22 protein-coding genes are annotated in these 20,205 nt (G+C 40.4%); 6 read left to right on the plus strand and 16 right to left on the minus strand.

What is annotated here, in order from left to right; genetic code table 11:
- Window positions 1–107 precede the first annotated feature (107 nt).
- The 6 genes from D7D50_RS00265 to D7D50_RS00290 all read left to right on the plus strand — a co-directional run bounded on the left by D7D50_RS00265 (window position 108) and on the right by D7D50_RS00290 (window position 4,283).
- On the plus strand, window positions 108–785 hold the full coding sequence (locus D7D50_RS00265) for a helix-turn-helix domain-containing protein (RefSeq protein WP_120701164.1): 678 nt from the start codon (window positions 108–110) through the stop codon (window positions 783–785).
- A gap of 2 nt (window positions 786–787) precedes the next feature.
- On the plus strand, window positions 788–2,200 hold the full coding sequence (locus tag D7D50_RS00270) for a Y-family DNA polymerase (RefSeq protein WP_120701165.1): 1,413 nt from the start codon (window positions 788–790) through the stop codon (window positions 2,198–2,200).
- Window positions 2,197–2,568 (plus strand): hypothetical protein, encoded by a 372-nt coding sequence (locus D7D50_RS00275; RefSeq protein ID WP_120701166.1) that lies wholly within the window; start codon window positions 2,197–2,199, stop codon window positions 2,566–2,568. The genes D7D50_RS00270 and D7D50_RS00275 overlap by 4 nt, the downstream gene beginning before the upstream one ends.
- Window positions 2,549–2,854 carry a DUF5960 family protein gene (locus D7D50_RS00280; protein ID WP_023026420.1) on the plus strand — a complete coding sequence of 102 codons (306 nt, stop codon included), beginning with the start codon at window positions 2,549–2,551 and terminating at the stop codon, window positions 2,852–2,854. The genes D7D50_RS00275 and D7D50_RS00280 overlap by 20 nt, the downstream gene beginning before the upstream one ends.
- A 99-nt stretch (window positions 2,855–2,953) precedes the next feature.
- Window positions 2,954–3,181: an XRE family transcriptional regulator gene (locus D7D50_RS00285; RefSeq protein WP_335926149.1), complete on the plus strand. Its 228-nt coding sequence runs from the start codon at window positions 2,954–2,956 to the stop codon at window positions 3,179–3,181.
- Window positions 3,182–3,239: 58 nt separating this feature from the next.
- Window positions 3,240–4,283 (plus strand): hypothetical protein, encoded by a 1,044-nt coding sequence (locus D7D50_RS00290; protein ID WP_162614518.1) that lies wholly within the window; start codon window positions 3,240–3,242, stop codon window positions 4,281–4,283.
- A gap of 186 nt (window positions 4,284–4,469) precedes the next feature.
- Here D7D50_RS00290 and D7D50_RS00295 read toward each other — a convergent pair whose 3' ends face one another.
- From D7D50_RS00295 to rlmD, 16 genes are all read right to left on the minus strand, one after another.
- Window positions 4,470–4,919, minus strand: a complete 450-nt coding sequence (locus D7D50_RS00295; RefSeq protein WP_120701169.1) for a hypothetical protein — start codon at window positions 4,917–4,919, stop codon at window positions 4,470–4,472.
- 285 nt (window positions 4,920–5,204) lie between these two features.
- Complete coding sequence (locus tag D7D50_RS00300; protein WP_120701170.1) at window positions 5,205–6,794, minus strand: hypothetical protein; 1,590 nt, start codon at window positions 6,792–6,794, stop codon at window positions 5,205–5,207.
- 77 nt (window positions 6,795–6,871) lie between these two features.
- Window positions 6,872–8,092: a DNA cytosine methyltransferase gene (gene dcm, locus D7D50_RS00305; protein ID WP_120701171.1), complete on the minus strand. Its 1,221-nt coding sequence runs from the start codon at window positions 8,090–8,092 to the stop codon at window positions 6,872–6,874.
- Between the two features lie 91 nt (window positions 8,093–8,183).
- Window positions 8,184–8,846: an MAE_28990/MAE_18760 family HEPN-like nuclease gene (locus D7D50_RS00310; protein WP_120701172.1), complete on the minus strand. Its 663-nt coding sequence runs from the start codon at window positions 8,844–8,846 to the stop codon at window positions 8,184–8,186.
- 5 nt (window positions 8,847–8,851) lie between these two features.
- On the minus strand, window positions 8,852–9,937 hold the full coding sequence (locus D7D50_RS00315; protein ID WP_120701173.1) for a DUF262 domain-containing protein: 1,086 nt from the start codon (window positions 9,935–9,937) through the stop codon (window positions 8,852–8,854).
- Window positions 9,921–10,976, minus strand: a complete 1,056-nt coding sequence (locus D7D50_RS00320; RefSeq protein WP_120701174.1) for a DNA cytosine methyltransferase — start codon at window positions 10,974–10,976, stop codon at window positions 9,921–9,923. Before D7D50_RS00320 ends, D7D50_RS00315 begins: the two co-directional genes overlap by 17 nt.
- A gap of 106 nt (window positions 10,977–11,082) precedes the next feature.
- Window positions 11,083–13,734 carry a valine--tRNA ligase gene (locus D7D50_RS00325; protein ID WP_120701175.1) on the minus strand — a complete coding sequence of 884 codons (2,652 nt, stop codon included), beginning with the start codon at window positions 13,732–13,734 and terminating at the stop codon, window positions 11,083–11,085.
- A 7-nt stretch (window positions 13,735–13,741) separates the two neighbouring features.
- Window positions 13,742–14,629, minus strand: coding sequence for a hypothetical protein (locus D7D50_RS00330; protein ID WP_120701176.1), 888 nt, complete (start codon window positions 14,627–14,629; stop codon window positions 13,742–13,744).
- Complete coding sequence (locus D7D50_RS00335) at window positions 14,626–15,054, minus strand: cupin domain-containing protein (RefSeq protein ID WP_120701177.1); 429 nt, start codon at window positions 15,052–15,054, stop codon at window positions 14,626–14,628. Before D7D50_RS00335 ends, D7D50_RS00330 begins: the two co-directional genes overlap by 4 nt.
- Entirely contained in the window at window positions 15,038–15,613 is a 576-nt protein-coding gene (locus D7D50_RS00340) for a GNAT family N-acetyltransferase (RefSeq protein ID WP_120701178.1), read from the minus strand. Before D7D50_RS00340 ends, D7D50_RS00335 begins: the two co-directional genes overlap by 17 nt.
- A 279-nt stretch (window positions 15,614–15,892) precedes the next feature.
- On the minus strand, window positions 15,893–16,240 hold the full coding sequence (locus tag D7D50_RS00345) for a helix-hairpin-helix domain-containing protein (RefSeq protein WP_023026407.1): 348 nt from the start codon (window positions 16,238–16,240) through the stop codon (window positions 15,893–15,895).
- Between the two features lie 180 nt (window positions 16,241–16,420).
- Window positions 16,421–16,675: a DUF1912 family protein gene (locus D7D50_RS00350; RefSeq protein ID WP_120701179.1), complete on the minus strand. Its 255-nt coding sequence runs from the start codon at window positions 16,673–16,675 to the stop codon at window positions 16,421–16,423.
- Window positions 16,676–16,677: 2 nt separating this feature from the next.
- Complete coding sequence (locus D7D50_RS00355; RefSeq protein ID WP_120701180.1) at window positions 16,678–18,024, minus strand: DUF438 domain-containing protein; 1,347 nt, start codon at window positions 18,022–18,024, stop codon at window positions 16,678–16,680.
- On the minus strand, window positions 18,024–18,257 hold the full coding sequence (locus tag D7D50_RS00360; protein WP_006596822.1) for a DUF1858 domain-containing protein: 234 nt from the start codon (window positions 18,255–18,257) through the stop codon (window positions 18,024–18,026). Before D7D50_RS00360 ends, D7D50_RS00355 begins: the two co-directional genes overlap by 1 nt.
- A gap of 43 nt (window positions 18,258–18,300) precedes the next feature.
- Window positions 18,301–18,753, minus strand: coding sequence for a cytidine deaminase family protein (locus tag D7D50_RS00365; RefSeq protein WP_023022383.1), 453 nt, complete (start codon window positions 18,751–18,753; stop codon window positions 18,301–18,303).
- Between the two features lie 17 nt (window positions 18,754–18,770).
- Window positions 18,771–20,126, minus strand: a complete 1,356-nt coding sequence (gene rlmD, locus D7D50_RS00370; RefSeq protein WP_120701181.1) for a 23S rRNA (uracil(1939)-C(5))-methyltransferase RlmD — start codon at window positions 20,124–20,126, stop codon at window positions 18,771–18,773.
- Window positions 20,127–20,205: the final 79 nt, after the last annotated feature.

The following is a 20,205-nucleotide window of genomic DNA, read 5'->3' on the forward strand; positions in this document are numbered from 1 at the left end:
CATCCCTTTCGTTGCCAAAGAAAAATCCTCTCACTTTTCTCTTGAAGTCCGAATTTATTTTTGCTATACTATATGTAACTTTTAAAACGTTACATAGGAGAATGCAGATGTTTGATGCAAAAAAATTAAAAGACCGGCGACTGGAGCTCGGCCTAACCCAAGCCCAGGTCTACGAATCCTTAGAGATTAGTCGCAAGACCTACTCTAGTTGGGAGAATGGCTTAGCAGAGCCACACGATAAAAATCTCAGGAGGTTGGCCAAGCGCCTCTCCGTTAAAGAGGACTACTTTGTCGACAAGAGCTCAGCGCTTTTCACCTACCCTTTATTAACCCCGCCCCGTCAGAAAAAGGTCGATCTTTTGGCTAGCCAACTCTTAGCAGAGCAAGAGAAGGTGGTCTCTTTGGTCCCTTACCGTGTCCTCTCTATCGACTTGGCAGCCGGACATGGTCATACCTTTTATGACAATGAGACCGACTACGAGACCGTTTATTTTGACCAAGAGATCCAACACGACTTTGCCTCTTGGGTCTCTGGTGATTCGATGGAACCAAGCTATCCAAACGGTTCTGTTGCCTTGATGAAACAGACTGGATTTGACTATGATGGAGCGGTCTACGCCCTCATGTGGAACGGAAAGACCTATATCAAAAAAGTCTATCGGGAAGAGGAGGGCCTCCGCCTAGAGTCTATCAACCCAGCCTATGATGACCTCTTTGCTCCCTACGAAGATGAACCAAAAATTGTCGGTATCGTGGTCGGCCACTTCCTCCCTCTGGAGGTCTAGACATGCTTTTTGATTATTCACGTGAGCCAAGGTCTGATATTGCTTTTGTGGATATGAAAAGTTTCTATGCCAGTTGTGAATGCGTCCGCCTCGGCCTCAATCCCTTGACGACTTCTCTTTGTGTCATGAGTCGGAGCGACAATTCTGCTGGCCTCATCTTAGCCAGTTCCCCCGTTTTTAAGCAGGTCTTTGGAAAGAAAAATGTCGGACGTAGCTACGATCTGCCCTTTGATCTCAAGACTAGGAAATTCAATTACTACCTGGCCCGTAAACAAGGCCTCCCTACAGATCCAGCCTTTGTCCACTACATCGAAAGTTGGGCCAAGCGCACCTTTATCGTGCCCCCTCGCATGAATGCCTATATCCATGTCAATATGGAAATTCAGCAAGTCTTTCAAGAATTTGCGGCTCCAGATGATATCTACCCCTATTCCATCGATGAGGGATTTATCGATTTGACCAGCTCTCTCAACTACTTTATTCCTGATCCTCAGCTAGACCGACGCTCCAAGCTAGATCTCCTTTCTGCTCGGATCCAAAAGCGCATTTGGCAGCAAACTGGGATCTATGCTACTGTCGGGATGAGCAATGCCAATCCGCTCCTGGCCAAACTGGCTCTAGACAACGAAGCCAAGCACCAGAAAACCATGCGGGCTAACTGGTCTTACGAAGACGTCCCCAGTCGTGTCTGGCAGATAAAGAAACTAACTGATTTCTGGGGGATTGGTCATCGAACAGAAAAACGCCTGAACAAGCTCGGCATTCACTCCATCTATGAACTGGCCCAGGCCAATCCAGACCAGCTCAAAAAAGAATTTGGAGTCATGGGTGTTCAGCTCTGGTTTCATGCCCATGGGATCGATGAAAGCAATGTCCATCGCCCCTATCGGCCAAAGTCTCACGGTCTAGGAAATTCGCAAATCCTTCCCCGTGACTACCACCGCCAAAGCGATATTGAATTAGTTTTTCGGGAGATGGCCGAGCAGGTCGCGATCCGCTTGCGTAGGGAAAAGAAAAAGACACAATTGGTCTCCATCCACGCCAGCTATTCCAAACAGGAACAGCTCCCCTCCATCCACTGCCAGCGAAAGATTGAGCCGACCAACTCTACCGCTCAATTAGCCAAGGAAGTTATCCAACTCTTTCGTTCCCACTATCAGGGAGGAGCCATCCGGCAGATTGGAGTCTTTTATGGGAAGCTTGTAGAGGAGAGCTTCCAGCTGATCTCCTTATTTGATAATCCTGAGCAAACTCAAAAAGAAGAGGCCCTCCAAGAGACCATTGACCACATCCGTGACCGATTTGGCTTTGCTTCTCTACAGAAGGGCTCTGCCCTATTAGAAAATTCGCGCGCTCTGGCTCGAAGCAAGCTGACCGGAGGCCACTCTGCAGGAGGTTTAGATGGCTTAGCATGATCGATCGTTCTTATCTCCCCTATCAGTCGGCACGGGACTTCCAAGACCGAGGCATGGCCAAGTGGGCTGGATTCTTCCTCTCAGAACATTCGACGGCCTTACAAACAAACCACCTCTCCCTAGAAGAGCTTCGCCTCCTCTCAAACGAAGACATCCGCTGCCTTCTCGAGCAGGCTTATCAGCAAAAGACCTACCTCTCCCTCTCTAGCCTCCAAGACGATCAAATCGCCGTCTACTACGGTCAGGTCTATAGCTTAAGTCCTTCTGAGGTCCTCATTAAAAATGGCCAGCACTACCACTCTCTCCTTCTTTCGACTATTTTTTCTATTGAACCAGGAGATTCTACCTATGAAACCAGCCCTGAATAAACACGAACTCCAATTCGATTATTTTTCAGACAATTACCAGCAGTTCGAGCATGATTTTTACCGCTTGGCAACGACTGCGACCCCCTTGGTCTTTTTAGAAGATGACCTGCTCCGTTCCATGTCAACAGGCCAGCGCAACTATTTCAGACTCCACCACACCCAGAGTCGTGACCATCGTGACCACTACTTTCACTTTCGCGTCTCCACCCATCCCCAATCTCCACTGACACGGATTTATACCTACCTAGGCCACAGCCTTACCACAGAATACAAAGCAACCTCCTAGAAAACTAGTGGGAAAATATGAAAAATCCCTTTAAAATAAGGATTTTGGGGTGCAGTTCATGCAGGACTTACTCAAATAGAAGTTGCTGAAAAATTAGGTGTGGCTCAAGTCCAATATGCTGGATGGGAGTATAGAGGAAGAAATTCCAAAGATGAAACAGTAAAAAAATTAGCTGAAATTTTTGGTACATCTTTTGATGTTTTTAAAGGACGTGATAATGGATTAGAAGAAATTGTTAGTTTATTGAGGGAATATGAACTGACAGAAGAAGAAAGAAAGAAAATTATTATTATCTCAAAACAATGTTTGATGAAAAATGAAAGTTAGTTTACCGTAAGGAACATAACTTACACTATCTATGAAAAATTTAGAAGGATATAAAAACATGAAAGTACTGAAGTCGTTAGGATTAGATGTGAAACAAACTGAAATCCTCTATAATTTTCAGTTTTTAAAAACTATTGAGGATATTAAAAATGAGAAAGATGAAACTAGAAAAAAACAAAAGACTAAATGGTTACAAGAATGGCAAAAAAGCATCGAGTCAGTTTTCAAAGTAACACACCAAGAATATAATAGTAAGTGGGTAAAAAATGAAGAGGAATTGAGAAATTGGGTTTCTAGGATAGAGGTTAAGTCAAAATCTATTTGGCTTGATTTAGTTATTTTAGAGACTTATGTTTTTGAACCATATTATCCACTGAATGAAGGCGAACAAAAAAATAAATTAAAATACAATTTAAAAAATTTATGGTTGGAAAAATTTGTTGTCAGAAATTATATGTCTAAAGAGATATATTCGAAAATGAAGAAAACTTATAAAACATCTTTTGGAACAATAACTAAAAAGAAAAACACTTTTGTAAAAATAGTCTTGGGAAGCGTATCTTTGGCATTGGTATTACTTGGGATAGGAGCAGTATTTGCGCCACAAATAGCAGTGGCATTACTTGGAAGTCAATTTGCAGGACTTTCTGGGGCTGCATTAACAAATGCAGTTTTAGCATATCTGGGAGGAGGTGCTATTGCAGCTGGTGGTTTAGGAGTTGCAGGTGGGACAATGGTAATAGCTGGTGGTGGTGCCTTGTTGGGATTAAATATTGGAATAATGAGTGGTAGCTCTTTTGTACTGTTGAAAAAAGTATTAGTTAATCCTACTCAAAATATGGTCTTGTGTTCAAAATTACTAACAGTAGTAAAAGTTTTTGTATTAAATAAAAATAATGATATTGGAGTAGCTAAAACTATTTATAATGAATTCAGTAATTCAATTTCAAACTTAGAAAATCTTAGTTATGATACTGAATTAGATATGGATAAGAATGATAAAAAAGATCTAGAAAAATCACTTGCCCAAATGAAAAATACAAAAGAGGAATTAACGAAATTTATTAGTTCTTATGAAATCGGTATAACTAAAAAACAATGATTTAGATTAAACAGATAATTTTACTAAGTATAGATGGTGTGGTTCGAAAATATTGAATAACTTTTAAAAATTTTAAAAATATTATTTTTTGTAAAAGGGATTTGAGAGAATCCATTTTATAAAATCAAACAAGCTCATAAGATTATTCTTATGAGCTTGTCTTAGAAATAACTGTGTTATTCATTCTTAGAGTGCAACATATACCATATAACCATTCCCAGCGATACTTTGCAATAAATCTTTGCCAGTAGTCGCGGAAGTATATGTGTCCGCCTCTATTTTAATGCGCTCGACATTGTAGAGTGCGAACCAGTGCATGTTATCTGGCTCTTTTTCCCAGATTGACGGAACGGTATAGCCAGTGGGGATTGGTTTCCTTGTTCCTTTGCTTGCATCTTCTACATCTGCAATTATTGCATAGCTACCGTCTTTTACAGTAAGAATGATTTTTTTAATCATGTGTCTGTATTCTTTTCTTGGTCCTCTTTCCATGGTTAAGAGGACTTTCCCATCGTGTTCTTTGGCGTGAAGGGCATAAATATTTATTCCTTCCCTAGCGCTAAGTTCTCCGTCAAATCTCTCACCAAATTTGTAGACAAGTGCCAATCCATTTTCATATTGTTCTATATCTAACATAATAGAACCTCCTGCAATTTATTCTAGTTCCAATCTACTTTCTATCTAGAAGAAATCTAGTTGCAAATAGTGTACCCTGCTTTTGTGCTTCTGTCAATAGATTTAAAAAATTTTTTTCTAAGTTGTTGCTGACAAGCTAGGAAAAATTATGACTAGGCATTTTTGGTAGCCAAACAGTCAAAGGATTGGGATTTTATAAAACACATTACAAAAAGAATGTTGATTTATCAGCATTCTTTTTCATGTCAAATGGTTTCTCGGAATTTGAACTAGGAGGTTCTTTTATCATGTAGATGAAGAGGATTTCGCAACCCAACCAATCGCGTCTACAGGAGGATTATCCACATCAATCCAGATGAAGTCAATGCCGATTTCACCGTTTTTGAATTTGGAAAGACGGATACCATTGATTTCTAGTTGAGACAATTTCTTACCTGTTAGGATCTCTCTGTCTTTTAACTGAAAGACCCCACGAAGGATCCAATTGCCAAGGATTTCTTGCTTATCAGTTGATTGAATGGCCTTCCCAGCTTCTTGGTTGATATAGGCAGTAATCACATCACCTGATGATAAAAATCGTAGCTTAAAGGTCCGTTCTTCTTTTGGAAGCGCAAGCTTACTCGTACCTGGCTCAAACTTTCCAATATCTTTACCAAAAAAGTCTGGACGCTCCTCATGGAAATGTTTGGAGTCTGGAAGAGGGATATACACTTCACTGACTGGACGATAAACCAGCTGTTCAATTTCTTTAATGAGTTTTTCGTTCCCTGTCTGGTGTACAAAGCGAATCAAGTCCTCACGAATGGACTTCATCTGAGCTTTTTCTTCCTTGGTAGACCATTTTTTCAAGAGGATTTCTTCCAAAGAGAAGGTTACAAAAGCTAGCTCTTCTGGAGCCAGACTATCTTTAAACTTATCCTGAATCTTTAAAATCCGTGGCAAGCGATCTTTCTTGGCTAACTTTGAACCACCATTAAAAGCGTTAAAGCCAGAATTTTCTTCTACATTTCCGTGCTTATCTGTGATCACCCACGACACCGTCTCAAGAATCTCTGAATCACTTTTTTCCGAGGTCAATAAATGAAGGTGTTCAAAAAGATAAAAGGGATCTTCGACATAATTCACATCCCAGGTGTCAACTACAATCTCCTTATTCCTAAAGGTCATATGGAGCTGACTATCTGCAGCCGTGTATTTGTAATCGTGCTGGCCATCTGTAAAACGGAAATTAGTCGGATTGTTCTTGGTCGTCGAACCTAAAATCTTGAGATGATCGAGGTCAACAGGCAGATAAGTTGTCTCTCCTACATGGATCTGAGGTTTGTGTCCTTTGGAAGTCGGCATCAAGACATGATAAACTGCTTCCACATGGCTAGAATCAGAATGAAATCCCCTTATCAGTGCTTTTGAGGATTCAATCCGTTGATTTCGCAAGGTCGCAATCTCACGGGCAAGTCTTTCATAACGAGCACGATTTTCTTTATCAGCTGTCTCCTTGTCCGGTGAAATCTCAGCGTGAAATCGAATTTCACTCAACAACTCATTCCAAGACTGTGAATCTTTCTTGAACTGAGCAATCTTTTGATCCCCTGAGTCCAAACCAAAGGATTTAATCCCAACCAAATACTTATGTTGCTCATCAACGACAAGCGAAGCATCATAGGAAGTATTGGCAATATCCTCACCGACAGCATGAAAAGCCTTTTGGAAAACAGTCTCTTGGAATTTTGAATTGACAATCGGAGCGACATAGCTCTCTAGGTCATCAGAATCTTCGTTTTCTGCTTTCTGAGAAAAGGCCTCACTCAGACTAGCAAAGTTGGTAATGAGAGTCTTATATTTCTCTTTTTGTTCTTGTTTTAGGTGTTCCCACATAAATCAATCCTCACTTCTTATTTAAGTATATCAAAAGAAGACTAGTTTTTCACTAGTCCCCTTACTTATATAATTCGTTAAATAATGCTATAAAACTCTAAATTTCCACGTTTTTTTACCAATCTGAAATAATCTTCATCTGATAAAATGGCAAGACCATCCTCATAAGAGGCAATCTTCTTCTCTGCTTCTTCATAGGAGGAGACAAAATCTTTCACATAAGACTGGCCTTCAAACTGGCCATTCATCTTAGTATAGATAATAGCGAATTTCCCTGAGCGATCCAGCTGTGACGGACCATTGCTCTCATTAAGGGCAAAAGCAATCCGCTCTGCGATGCGTTTAATCACAGGAACAACCACACTGTTTCCAGCCTGTTTGTAGAGCTGACCATTAGAAACCCCTTCTGGGATTTTAAAGGATTTAGGATAACCTTGAACATTAAAGGTTTCTTTGGGAGTTAACTTCCGAATCTCACCACTGTCAGTCAGGATCAGAGGAACATTGTGACCGCCTGTTCCCATATTAGCAGTCAAGGTAGGAACAACGCCATTTTTGTTTTCACGGACATACTGACGGCGCCATTGATAAACCGTATCTTGACTAGTCACTTCAAACTTCAACTGGTCGTAGAAATTTTGCTTGCCTTCTCGATAATAGTAGGCCTCATCTGGCTTGGCACCAAAATCAATGACATCAGCCAAGGTCGTTGTTAGTTTGATTTCCTCTGGGAATTCAAACAAGTCGTAAGCTTCTTTAGTATCAAAACCAACAATGTAGATCCGCTCACGGTTTTGTGGGATATTTCCGTAGTCCTTCCCGTTGAGAACCTTCCACTTGATAAAGTAGTTGTTCTCCGTCAAGGCTTCACGAATAACCTTGAAAGTATTGCCATGGTCATGACCGACCATGTTCTTAACATTTTCAATGAAAATAGCGCGAGGTTTACATCCCTCAATCATGCGAAGCAACTCAAAGAAAAGATCGCCACGATCATCATCAAAGCCCTTGCGATAACCCGCAATACTAAAAGCTTGACAAGGGAAGCCTCCCATAATCACATCCACGCGCTCAACTGGAATATCCTCTGGCTGAACAGCATGAATATCACGACCATCCAAATAGGTATCTGGATAGTTTAACTGATAAGTCTGAAGTGCATACTTATCAAACTCATTGGCATACACCACTCTGAACTCGTTGGTCTGTTCAAATCCCAACTCAATTCCCCCAACACCTGAGAAGAAAGCTGCAATGTTGTACTTCTCAGAGCGGTTCGAACTTACAGAATTTGTCATGTAGTAACCTGCTTTCTAAAATATTGGGTCTTTATGGCGTGAAATTTTATCAACTAATAATAATTTCAGTAATTTTTGATATTTTATCAAATCAAAAACTTTGAGAATTCACTAATTCACAAAAATTATTTATACAACTATAAACATGGTCTCTATATTTTTCTATATCAGCCACTGTCAAGCCTTTGCCATTATCTTCAAAAGAAACGTTTCCATGAGCTAAACTATTTCTCATATCTTTAATAGACTTTAACGAACCACCATAATCTGAAAACTGTGATTCTTCGAAACGTACTCCATGTTTATGTAAGATTTCCTTTATAGTTCGTACATCAGCATTTCCAGATAAGGAAAAATCTTTCTCAAAATCTAATGAAATAAAAAATTCTTGATTAATAGAATTTTCAATCATTTCAAATACATCCGCAACAATAGTATTTTCTTTAATATCTTTAACCTTGCTTGAAATCCACAATTTTCTTAACTCTAGAATCACTTCAGAGTATGAGGATGTTGATGTATTGAATTTATTGTAAAAGTCACTCATAGTTTTCCTAACAGTAGCCTCTACATAATTATATAGCATGATTACGACATTTGATTTCATAGATTTAAAAACAGCTTCAGCTTCACTATGTTGAATAATCTCAACTTTAAAACTATCGCAATCATCAAAAGGAACTCCAACAAACGTTCTTTCAATACTCTTTAAAAAAACAATAAAACGATCTACCTCAATTTTTAAATTATCCATATTAATTATTCTGAAGTGAAATTTCCTGTTAATAGGAAATTTTTAACACCATAAATCCGATCTATAACTTTACTTCTATTATTTGCTGCATCTGTTGTTGTCCATCTAACAAAGTCATCGCTTGATAGCATCTCTATTATTTTATCTCTGGTAATAACATTTTCTAACTTAGGATTATCTCTCAAGGCAAGATTAACACCCACTGCTATAGCTTCAAATCTCACACGAGGTGTTTGTTTTCTATCTTCTTTTTGAAATCCTCTATCAAAATAATGCTGAACGAATTGCATTGTATTGTTAAATTCAGCTTTGAAATGTTCTTCCTTGAATTCATCCCAAGCTTCACCTTCTTTAGCAATGTAACGATCAACAAAATTTGTCACATGGCCATCATATGAGTTTAGATCATTGCTATATGCAAAAAAACGACTAATTAATTCGATATCCATTTTCCTGTTAATTGCACTTATTGAAAGGTTAGTATTTTCTATAAATATCGGATCACTTTTAAGTTCTTTTATAAGCCTCATCAACGGATTATCACTTTCTCTACCTGCTCTAACTTCACTTGAATTTGCACGAAGAGAACTTGTGTTTAATCTATCAAATAAATCTTTACGAACTTCATTTGGGGTAGACTCTTTTAAAACAATAATTCTTAATGATTTAGCCCTTAACCTATTTTTTTCTGAATTTGGTAAATCTTCAAAAGAACAATTATTAAGTTTTGTAAGTTTTCTAAGATGTTCCAATTCAAAATCATCATTTAAAAATTCAGTTAATGTTGAAATTCGTTGTAAACCATCAATAATTTCTAATTTACCTTCAGGAGTATCAGCTAAAAAAATTAGAGGAATAGGATAATCTAAAATCAATGACTCAATAAATCGTGATTTATACAAAATACTCCAAAGTGATTCTTCACGTTGATAATCAGGCGTAAATATTCTTGAATCATTTTCGTATAGCGAAACAATAAATTCAACAGGATAATCTCGGGTATCATAATTCAAATCGTTTTTTAGTTCTAAAATTTGTTTTTCAATTTCTTTTTTATTTTCTTCATTAAATAAATCAAGTTGTTTTTTCATAATACACTTCCAAATGTTTCATTATACTTGCTCCAATTACTTCACCTAACTTTGGAGGTACAGCATTGCCAATTTGTGTTGCAATTCTTTGATTGGAGAATGAGTCTAAATCATTGATAAATTGATAGGTTCTTGGAAAACTTTGTAAAATAGCTCCTTCTCTAAGACTAAGTGCCCTATCTTGTTCTGGATGCCCAAATCTACCATTTCCATAGCCGGGGAATTGAGTTGTTATTGTAGAAGATGGTTTATCCCACTCTAATCTACCATATACGGAACCATAAGTTGCGCCACTCTCTTTTTTAAAACATTCCGGTAATAAAGAATCATCCCAATCTCTCCACGTCCCTCCTGGCTTAGAACTACGAATTCGACTTAAATTAATATCAGATAGTTTTCGAGCTGTATGCAACACATCTAAAGGATCGGTCTCTCCAGCATTTAACTTTGGCAGATCCCCTATAGCCTGTCTAATAGTCGGGTAATCCCTTGTAGACAACTCTTCTATAAAGGAAATTTCTCCAAATTTAGATGCTAGAAGTAACAAACGTTTTCTATTTTGGGGAATGCCATAAGCAGGGGCAAAAGCAATTTTCCAATTTACTTTATATCCTTCAGTTTCTAGTAATGTTAAAAAATTGTTAAAAACAGTTTCTTTAGCTAATTGTGGTACATTTTCCATTGAAACAATATCTGGCTTTACCAAGCTAACTTGCTTTCCAAAGTAGTCTAGTAAATCCATCTTTTGAATTGTATTTTTATTATTTTTATATTTGTGACTATATGTCGAAAAAGGTTGACAGGGAGCACATCCGATCAGTACTTTTATGTCAGTATCTGATGGATATAATCCTAATATTTCATCGTCTTCAATTTCCTTAACATCTTTTAAAATAAATTTAGCATTATTGTTGTGCTCGTATGCAAATTTGCTTTTTTCATCAATATCATAACCAGCAACAACATTGATACCCGCTTGTTGAATACCATACGTTAGACCGCCTACGCCACAAAATAAATCAACTGCATTTATTTCCATATCGGCCTCCTATTGCTTTTTGTTTTATCCTTATATTTTACCATAAAACAACTAAAAAAGCAGTTTTGATAACAGACATAATTATCAGAAACCGCCTTTTCTATGTTTATTTCACCAACTTCTTCATCTCATCAATACGTGCTACGGTCGCATCGTATTTGGCTTGGTAGTCGGCTTGTTTGTCGCGTTCTTTTTGGACGACTTCTGGTTTGGCATTGGCTACGAAGCGTTCGTTAGAAAGCTTCTTACCGACCATATCCAGTTCTTTTTGCCATTTAGCGAGTTCCTTATCGAGACGAGCCAATTCTTCTTCGACATTGAGGAGGTCTGCCAGTGGCAAGTAGATTTCTGCTCCAGTGATGACGCTTGACATTGCGAGTTCAGGTGCAGGGATAGTTGAAGCGATTTCCAAGTGTTCTGGATTTGTGAAGCGTTTGATGTAGTTGACATTGCTGTTAAAGAAGGCTTCCAAGTCGTTATCGCTTGTTTTAACAAGGATCGTAATTGGCTTGCTTGGTGCTACGTTTACTTCCGCACGCGCATTCCGAACGGCACGGATCAAGTCTTTAAGACTTTCGACACCTGTATGAGCCGCCAGGTCTTCAAAGGCTGGGTTGACAGTTGGGTATTCTGCTGTGACGATAGAGCCTTCTGAAATTTGTCCAAAGATTTCCTCTGTCACGAATGGCATGATTGGGTGGAGGAGACGAAGGATCTTGTCCAAAGTGTAAAGGAGAACAGAACGTGTGATGACTTTCTCTTCTTCGTTATCGCTATAAAGGACTTCCTTGGTCAATTCAACGTACCAGTCTGCAAACTCATCCCAGATGAAGTTGTAAAGGATATGGCCAGCGACACCAAACTCAAATTTATCAAAGTTTTCAGTGACTTTTCCAATAGTTTCATTGAGGTTGTGGAGAATCCAGCGGTCTGTGACGTTGCCAGCTTCCTTGTTAGCAACTTTTTCCACATTGGCAGTTGCTTGCTCAAGGGCCAAGCCTTCATTGTTCATGAGGATGTAGCGAGAGATGTTCCAGATCTTGTTAATGAAGTTCCATGAAGCATCCATTTTCTCGTAAGAGAAGCGCACGTCTTGCCCTGGTGCAGAACCGTTTGAAAGGAACCAACGAAGGGCATCAGCACCATATTTCTCGATAACATCCATTGGGTCAATCCCGTTTCCGAGAGATTTAGACATCTTGCGTCCTTGCTCATCACGAATGAGACCGTGGATTAGAACATTTTGGAATGGCTGACGGCCAGTGAATTCCAAAGATTGGAAGATCATACGAGACACCCAGAAGAAGATGATATCGTAACCTGTAACCAAGGTTGAAGTTGGGAAGTAACGTTTGAAGTCTTCTGAGTCCACATCTGGCCAGCCCATGGTTGAGAATGGCCAAAGGGCAGAACTGAACCAAGTATCCAAGACATCTTCGTCCTGAGTCCAACCGTCACCTTCTGGAGCTTCTTCTCCAACGTACATTTCACCCTCAGCATTGTACCAAGCAGGGATTTGGTGACCCCACCAGAGCTGACGAGAAATAACCCAGTCGTGGACATTTTCCATCCATTGGAGGAAGGTATCGTTGAAACGAGGTGGGTAGAATTCAACCTTGTCTTCTGTGTCTTGGTTGGCAATAGCGTTCTTAGCTAATTGGTCCATCTTGACAAACCATTGCGTAGACAAGCGTGGCTCAACAACAACACCAGTACGCTCTGAGTGACCAACACTGTGGACACGTTTTTCGATTTTAACGAGGGCACCGATTTCTTCCAACTTGGCAACGACTGCTTTACGAGCTTCAAAGCGGTCCATGCCTGCAAATTCAAAGGCAAGCTCATTCATAGTTCCGTCGTCGTTCATAACGTTGACTTGCGGCAAGTTGTGGCGTTGACCAACCAAGAAGTCGTTTGGATCATGGGCAGGCGTGATTTTCACGACACCTGTACCAAACTCAGGGTCTGCGTGCTCGTCCCCAACGATTGGGATGAGTTTATTAGCGATTGGAAGGACTACGTTTTGACCGATCAAATCCTTGTAGCGTGGGTCTTCTGGGTTGACCGCAACCGCAACGTCTCCAAACATGGTCTCAGGACGAGTGGTTGCCACTTCAAGAGCGCGTGAACCGTCTTCCAGCATGTAGTTCATGTGGTAGAAGGCACCTTCAACATCCTTGTGGATCACCTCGATATCAGAAAGGGCTGTGCGAGCTGCTGGGTCCCAGTTGATGATAAACTCACCACGGTAGATCCAACCTTTCTTGTAAAGATCCACAAAGACCTTGCGAACCGCTTTTGACAAACCTTCGTCAAGAGTGAAACGCTCACGAGAGTAGTCTACAGAGAGTCCCATCTTGCCCCATTGTTCCTTGATGGTAGTGGCATATTCATCTTTCCATTCCCAGACTTTCTCAAGGAATTTCTCACGACCGAGGTCGTAACGCGTAATGCCCTCACCACGCAAGCGCTCCTCAACCTTAGCTTGAGTCGCAATCCCCGCGTGGTCCATCCCTGGAAGCCAAAGCGTATCAAAGCCTTGCATGCGTTTTTGACGGATGATGATATCTTGCAAAGTTGTATCCCAAGCGTGACCAAGGTGGAGTTTCCCAGTTACGTTTGGTGGTGGAATCACGATTGAATAAGGCTTAGCCTTTTGATCGCCAGAAGGCTTGAAAACATCAGCGTCAAGCCATTTTTGGTAACGACCAGCCTCAACCTCGACTGGATTGTATTTAGGTGAAAGTTCTTTAGACATGTGTGTGTCACTCCTTTTTTGAAATAAATCGTATCGCTTGTGAAATATAATTAATGATTTGACGTGGTACTAGCCCCTGATCAATCATATCCTCTTCTCGTAAAGAGAGGTATATTTTTTGTGGTTCATATTGTTTTTCAATGCAGTATACGTAAGCGTTTATTATTTCTGTAATAATAATTTTATAAGGGAAATAAAGTTTATTTGTTCCTATTGCACCTAGCATTAATGATTTTATTTTTAAATCATTGCATCGTTTAAATAATTTTATGATAATAACTCTAGAATCTTCTCCATCTAAGACATCATTTTTTATCACAGATTTAATTTGTTTTTTTCTTGAGTTGACAACAAATAGTATATCAATTTCGTGTTCTTCTAATTTAAGAGTAATATCAATAATATCTCCAAATTTCACCTTACTAATATCAGAATATTGAGTTCTGTATGCCTCATATATTTTATTTTGTAGCCAAGTTTTATCAATACAATATTTTTTTTCAAGAAAGACGATTAAGTCTCCTAAAATTGAACCACTTGATGAATTATCTAAATTCAAACTAAAATCAATTCCAACAGCTAGTGCGAATGAATCGGATGATTTGTTATTTTGTAAATAATACTCCAAATTAGTAACAAAATCATTCATCATTATGTAAAAGTTTCTATCACTTTTTGGTTCAACATCAATAACCCTTCTATGTAAAATTGCCCAACTTCTATACAAAAAATAAAATGAAACTAGACAACTAAAAGTAAATAAAAATAAAAATACTTCTATTCTAGCCAGCATTGAATAGACGATTCCAAATATTGTTGAAAATAATGCCCAAACACCCTTTAGATGTTCACTTGAAAAGTAAAAAATCTCTTTAAAAAGCTTAAACTTTTTCATATCATTTTTTCCTCCCAAGATTTAGTCCACTCTAAAAATTGATTATTATCTGAAATATCTATTAATGATTTATCGTTTCCTCCAGGGCTTTTTACAAACAAAATATAAGTCCCTGCTATACTCTTCGTCATATATGCCATATTCGGTTCAATATTAAATAAATCACCTTTTTTAAAATGATATTCCTTCGCCTCAGAAAAAATATACACTTTAATCTCACCCTCTAAAACATAATTGTACTCATTATTCCATTTATGGAGATGAGCCTGATCGTATTTAAACTCCTTATACTTACTAATACCAATTTCAAGGCCACTAGTTTTTATATAATTTAAATCTGTAAAGTTTTTCAAATCTCCTGTAAGATATGTGCGACCAAGTCTTTGTAATTCTTCTTCGACGTCACTATTATTTAAACATTTCATCTTTAACCTCCCACTCACTCTTCAGCAAACCATATATCAGACTGTCACAGCGGTTTCCTTGGGCATCTTTGCGGTCCCTTATGCGAGCTTCGAGGGTAAAGCCAAGCTTCACTGCAACTCGTTGACTTTGGACATTGGAACCAAAGCAAGACAATTCTATCTTGTGAAGACCCAATTCTTTGAAAGCTAGATCAATCAAAGCACGCGCTGCTTCAGGCACATATCCTCGACCCCAATAGTCTGGGTGCAAGGTATAGCCAATCTCCAGCACATCATCTTCGTGGCGGTGATTGAAATCAACAGAGCCGATGATCTTATCCGTCCCTTTGACCACAATCCCATAACCCGCTGGGAGATTGTCTTTTTGATTGCGCTCGGGAAGGATATGTTCTAGGTAATAAATCTCATCTTCCAGGGTCTTGACGGGTGGAAAGCCCGCTGGGTAGGCAACCTCCGGCAAACTAGCGTAGGCATGGATATCCTCGGCATCCGCCACTCTACGGACTCGCAAGACCAGTCGCTCGGTTTCTATTTGTTCTGGTAACTCTGCTCTTGTCATCCTTTCCCTCGCTTTCTATAAAAAAAACGTCCCTGCCATCAATCTGACAGGGACGAATGTGTTTATCCGCGGTACCACCCAATTTCGGGCAGATGCCCGCAACTCTTGTCTTTAAAAGAAAAGACATTTTTATTTCATTTTCATCCATTAGCAACTAGTTTTGACACATTTGTGGACTTCTCAGCACCGCCACTTTCTGTAAAATGTGGGATTCAAAACACCTCTAACAGCTTCATTTTATCAAGTTTTCCTAGAAATAGCAAGAAATCGCAAAAGGGATTATTTAAACTTGACACCAAGTTCTTGCAATTTTTTGATGGTTGCTGGTCCGATTCCTTTAAGGGCCAACAACTCTTTTTCTGTCCAGTTTGCGAAGTCCGCAACAGAGCGAATACCTTCATCATAGAATGTTTGCGCACGATCAAGGGCTACACCTTCCAAGCTTGCAGCAAATTCTTCCACTGAAGAAGCTACTTGTTTCACTTCTTTCGCTGCTGCTTTTGCTGCTTTCTCAACTTTTTTAGGTGCCTCTTTAACGGCTGCTCCTACAGTTGCGACAGCTTTTTTCAAAAGATGTCTATTTTGATGCTTGTATTGTTTCGCACGGTTAACGTTCTTCTTTGCCATTTTTCCTCCTACGTATCCAGTGATCAATCCCTAAGGCAACAAGGTTTCATCACCAATATTAGTTTCGATAATTCGTTGACGTCTGTTCAACTTTTTTATTGTAACACAATCCCTCGAAAAATCAAGTCATTGCACTATTTTCAGCCAAATCCAGCTAGTCAAAAGCCTCCCAGAGAGCCTTTAATAGGTTCTCTCTCCAAACAAGCTATCTGGAAGATCGTGGAAACCTTTCCCTGCGTGGTAGTTAGCAAACTTCCCTTGAAGGAATTGATAAGCATCCAAGCGACTCTCATAGCGGATCATGGCTTCCTTGGCCCGCTCGTCCTGATCCTCTTCATAGACCTTCTTGCTTTCTGTCAGGGCCATCTCATTGATCATGACCTGGGTCTTGATCCAAGCCTCAAATTCTTTCATAAATTCTTTTTCGTAGCTCATTCTTACTCCAATCCTCTATAAAATTCACTATCGATCTCCCGATAGGGTTGGATATCCTGGACATATTCCAAGACACCTTGAAATTCTCCCGCTTCATCGCGCACTGCTGCATAGGTAACATGGACAAATTTCCCACGCGATTCTGATTTGAACCACATTTCGTACTTGTCTTTTTTCCCCTCTCGAAGTCCCTGCATGATTGCTTTGACCTTCTCCAAGTATTTTGGCGGGTGACACAGTTCGACATGACGTCCTACCTGCGATGGCGTCCGTTTGAAAATCATCTCCTCAAAAGGGACTGCATCATTATAATATTGGAAAATATCATCCTTATTAACAAAAGTGATCTCCATCGGTAGATGGTTCAAGATCAAGTTAGCCTGCTCTACAGAGAGGAAGCCATGGCCAAAAGCCTGTGGTTGCTGACGATCGAAGCTCTCTTCTTTTTTCTTAGGCGTGAAGGTAATGGTCAACTGCCCCTCTGGAGTCTCAATGACCTGTCGCTGCTCGCCTCCATTTGAAGAAGGAAGGGCTTCACCTAAACCTTCTGTCTCTCTTGCTTCCTCTTCCTTAAAGTCCACACGTTTCGGTACCCATTTCTCACTCGGAATGATAATGGCATAACCGTAAGCCTCACTTTCTTCCGCGATGGAAAGCCAATCATCTTGGCTAAAGGCCTCCAGCAAAATCATCAAGAGGATGGACTCTTCCTTGAAGATCATGGCTTCAAACTCTTGCGCAAAGGCTTCAAAGCGCTCTTTGACCTCCGAAATGGCACAATTAGGAAGTTCCTTAGCTACTTCCAAGGCTTTCGCAAAGAGGTCTCTAATCTGGTCATCTACCCCCCACATGACTTTGGGAGGGGAATCATGTCCATAGCGTTCCATAATAGGAAACATCAACTCTTCCTTGCGGCGGTAATGCCGATCAAATTGACCCACCAAGCCTAGCTGACGCAACAAGCCTTTGTGAATCTCCTGGATCATCTCAGGATCCTCTGTCGTCTCATAATTATCCAGCAAACGACGGACCCGCATCATAGCCGCCCGAAGGGCCAGGTTCTCCTGTTTAAAGATCTGAACCGGATGGCCTGGATGGTCAGTATCTGCTACTTCAACCCCTTGTACAGCGTTCTTAAAGAGATTGGCATGGACATCACAAAGCTCCATGACATCCTCAAAGGTAATGCCTGCATCAGAGTTCATTAGCTCATGCTCCATGAGGGAAATCTCAATCGCAGACACCCCGCTAAAGGTCGCATCAAAGCGCTCTTGGACCGACTCAGGAGAGGCTCCATGATGAAGGTCTAATAAGATGTCTCTCAAGACATGAATTCGTTCATCGCTCATTAGTCTAGCCCCACTACTTCATAGCCATTGGCCTCTAATGTTCGCACAATCTTTTCCATGGGAGTTCCCTCTAATTTTGATCCTTGTTTCAAAGAAACCTTGCGCCCAACTGTATTGCGCATGATCGGATTGGCTAAGGGTTTAAAGCCCAATTCCACCAACAAATCCAATACTTCTGGATGTTGGTCAATGACTTGAGCCACTGGAATCGATACATCAATTTTATTGTCCATCTCTCACTCTCACATTTCTTCTCTCATCTTAGCTCCTGGGAAACTAAGACTCCTCCTGGGGAAGCTCCTCAGCCCTCTGATTGGCCCGTTCTTCTCCCCACCAAAAGGGCATCAATTCTCCCAGAGTAATAGTCTTTCGACTCTCATAATCGACCATAAACTCCAACTGGCTATTGGCTGGATCAAGTTCCATTAAGAACTCTCGACAAGCCCCACAAGGCATTCCAGAGCCGCCGCCATAAGGTGGTCGATCTCGGAAGGCTAAAATTCGTTTCACCTTGGTTTGACCAGATGCTTGGTACATATTAAAGAGAGCCGCTCGTTCTGCACACAAATGGAAGACTCCACAGGTCCCTTCCATACAAAAGCCTGTATAGATTTGCCCATCCTCTGCCTCAATAGCCGCAACCACGTGTTGCGCATAGACAAAATCAGATACTTCATGGGGACGATAGAGGGCTTTGGCCTTTTCATACATGATTTCCCAAATATCCATTGTTGATTCCTGTTCTATTAAGCTTTCTTTACTAACTTCACCACAGCTTCTGTCCGAGCTGTATGGGGAAACATATCTACTGACTGGATGTAGACGACATCATACACCTTGGTCAAGTCCACAAGGTCCCGCGCCAGGGTGGAAACATTGCAAGAAACGTAGACCATCTTTTGAGGGGCATAGCGCAACAAGGTATCAATCAATTGAATACCCAGTCCTGTCCGTGGTGGATCCACAATGACTGCATCCGCCCGATAGCCTTCTTTGTACCAGCGAGGAATAATTTCCTCAGCCGTCCCAGCTTCGTAGTGGGTGTTATCAAATCCCATCTGCTTAGCATTGTATTTAGCATCCTCAATCGCTTCAGGGATAATGTCCATCCCCCGTACACTCTTGACCTTGTCCGCAAAGGCAAAACCAATAGTTCCAACCCCGCAGTATGCATCAATCAAATGATCCTCTGGGGATACATCTAAGGCCTTGACAGCCTCACTATAGAGGACTTCAGTTTGCTCAGGATTTAACTGGTAAAAGGCCCGAGGAGACAAGGAAAATTCATAATCCAAGACCCCTTCACGAATGGTCTCCTGTCCCCAAATAATCTGCGTCTTCTCCCCATAAATCTCGCTTGATTTAGAAGTGTTCAGATTGACTGCCACCGTTACAATTTCAGGGTATTTTTCTACTAGGTCTGCGACCAAGTCTGTTAAATTAATTTGTCGACTCGTCACCACGATCATTTGGACCTGTCCAGTCTTACGAGCCCGACGCACCATGATGGTTCGAACTCCCAATTGCTTCCGATCATCTGAAATCGGAATCTGGTAGTAGGTCAATAGCTCAGCTACGTGATTAGCGATTTCCTGAATGACCGGATCCTGGACCAGACAGTCCCTTAATTCCACCAAATAATGGGAATTTTGAGCGTATAAACCAGCCTTGACCTGCCCCTTAAATTTACGCGTCTGAAATTGGAGCTTAGCCCGATAATACTGAGGTTTTTTCATCCCAAGCGTCGAATGAATCAAATAATTTTCATAGCCTTTAGGAGCATATTTTTTCAAGGCCTGCTGCAATAAGTCTGTTTTGAACTCCAACTGCTTGCTGTACTTCAGATGCATGATTTGGCAGCCCCCACAGGTCTCATAAATATCACAGGTTGGCGTTACCCGGTACTTGGAAGCCTTGTTGACGGACAAGAGCTTGGCTTCTGCAAAATTCTTCCGAATCGCCGTAATTTGGCAAAAGACATCTTCACCCTTTAAAGCCCCAGGCACAAAGACCAAGGTCTTCTTGTAAAAGCCAATCCCTTCACCATTAATTCCCATTCGCTTGATTTTCAAAGGAATTCTTTGTTTAACTTTTAAATCCATATGTCTATTATACCATGTAGTTTCTCATTCGTTTAGAATATGATAGAATTGAAAAGAAAAACAAGGAATCAGGGACCAT

Source organism: Streptococcus koreensis (assembly GCF_003627135.1).
Classification (GTDB): domain Bacteria; phylum Bacillota; class Bacilli; order Lactobacillales; family Streptococcaceae; genus Streptococcus; species Streptococcus ilei.

Coding starts and splice junctions, on each gene's coding strand:
- D7D50_RS00265 (WP_120701164.1), top strand. CDS start 108: ATGTTTGATGCAAAAAAATTAAAAGACCGGCGACTGGAGCTCGGCCTA.
- D7D50_RS00270 (WP_120701165.1), top strand. CDS start 788: ATGCTTTTTGATTATTCACGTGAGCCAAGGTCTGATATTGCTTTTGTG.
- D7D50_RS00275 (WP_120701166.1), top strand. CDS start 2,197: ATGATCGATCGTTCTTATCTCCCCTATCAGTCGGCACGGGACTTCCAA.
- D7D50_RS00280 (WP_023026420.1), top strand. CDS start 2,549: ATGAAACCAGCCCTGAATAAACACGAACTCCAATTCGATTATTTTTCA.
- D7D50_RS00290 (WP_162614518.1), top strand. CDS start 3,240: ATGAAAGTACTGAAGTCGTTAGGATTAGATGTGAAACAAACTGAAATC.
- D7D50_RS00295 (WP_120701169.1), bottom strand. CDS start 4,919: ATGTTAGATATAGAACAATATGAAAATGGATTGGCACTTGTCTACAAA.
- D7D50_RS00300 (WP_120701170.1), bottom strand. CDS start 6,794: ATGTGGGAACACCTAAAACAAGAACAAAAAGAGAAATATAAGACTCTC.
- dcm (WP_120701171.1), bottom strand. CDS start 8,092: ATGACAAATTCTGTAAGTTCGAACCGCTCTGAGAAGTACAACATTGCA.
- D7D50_RS00310 (WP_120701172.1), bottom strand. CDS start 8,846: ATGGATAATTTAAAAATTGAGGTAGATCGTTTTATTGTTTTTTTAAAG.
- D7D50_RS00315 (WP_120701173.1), bottom strand. CDS start 9,937: ATGAAAAAACAACTTGATTTATTTAATGAAGAAAATAAAAAAGAAATT.
- D7D50_RS00320 (WP_120701174.1), bottom strand. CDS start 10,976: ATGGAAATAAATGCAGTTGATTTATTTTGTGGCGTAGGCGGTCTAACG.
- D7D50_RS00325 (WP_120701175.1), bottom strand. CDS start 13,734: ATGTCTAAAGAACTTTCACCTAAATACAATCCAGTCGAGGTTGAGGCT.
- D7D50_RS00330 (WP_120701176.1), bottom strand. CDS start 14,629: ATGAAAAAGTTTAAGCTTTTTAAAGAGATTTTTTACTTTTCAAGTGAA.
- D7D50_RS00335 (WP_120701177.1), bottom strand. CDS start 15,054: ATGAAATGTTTAAATAATAGTGACGTCGAAGAAGAATTACAAAGACTT.
- D7D50_RS00340 (WP_120701178.1), bottom strand. CDS start 15,613: ATGACAAGAGCAGAGTTACCAGAACAAATAGAAACCGAGCGACTGGTC.
- D7D50_RS00345 (WP_023026407.1), bottom strand. CDS start 16,240: ATGGCAAAGAAGAACGTTAACCGTGCGAAACAATACAAGCATCAAAAT.
- D7D50_RS00350 (WP_120701179.1), bottom strand. CDS start 16,675: ATGAGCTACGAAAAAGAATTTATGAAAGAATTTGAGGCTTGGATCAAG.
- D7D50_RS00355 (WP_120701180.1), bottom strand. CDS start 18,024: ATGAGCGATGAACGAATTCATGTCTTGAGAGACATCTTATTAGACCTT.
- D7D50_RS00360 (WP_006596822.1), bottom strand. CDS start 18,257: ATGGACAATAAAATTGATGTATCGATTCCAGTGGCTCAAGTCATTGAC.
- D7D50_RS00365 (WP_023022383.1), bottom strand. CDS start 18,753: ATGGATATTTGGGAAATCATGTATGAAAAGGCCAAAGCCCTCTATCGT.
- rlmD (WP_120701181.1), bottom strand. CDS start 20,126: ATGGATTTAAAAGTTAAACAAAGAATTCCTTTGAAAATCAAGCGAATG.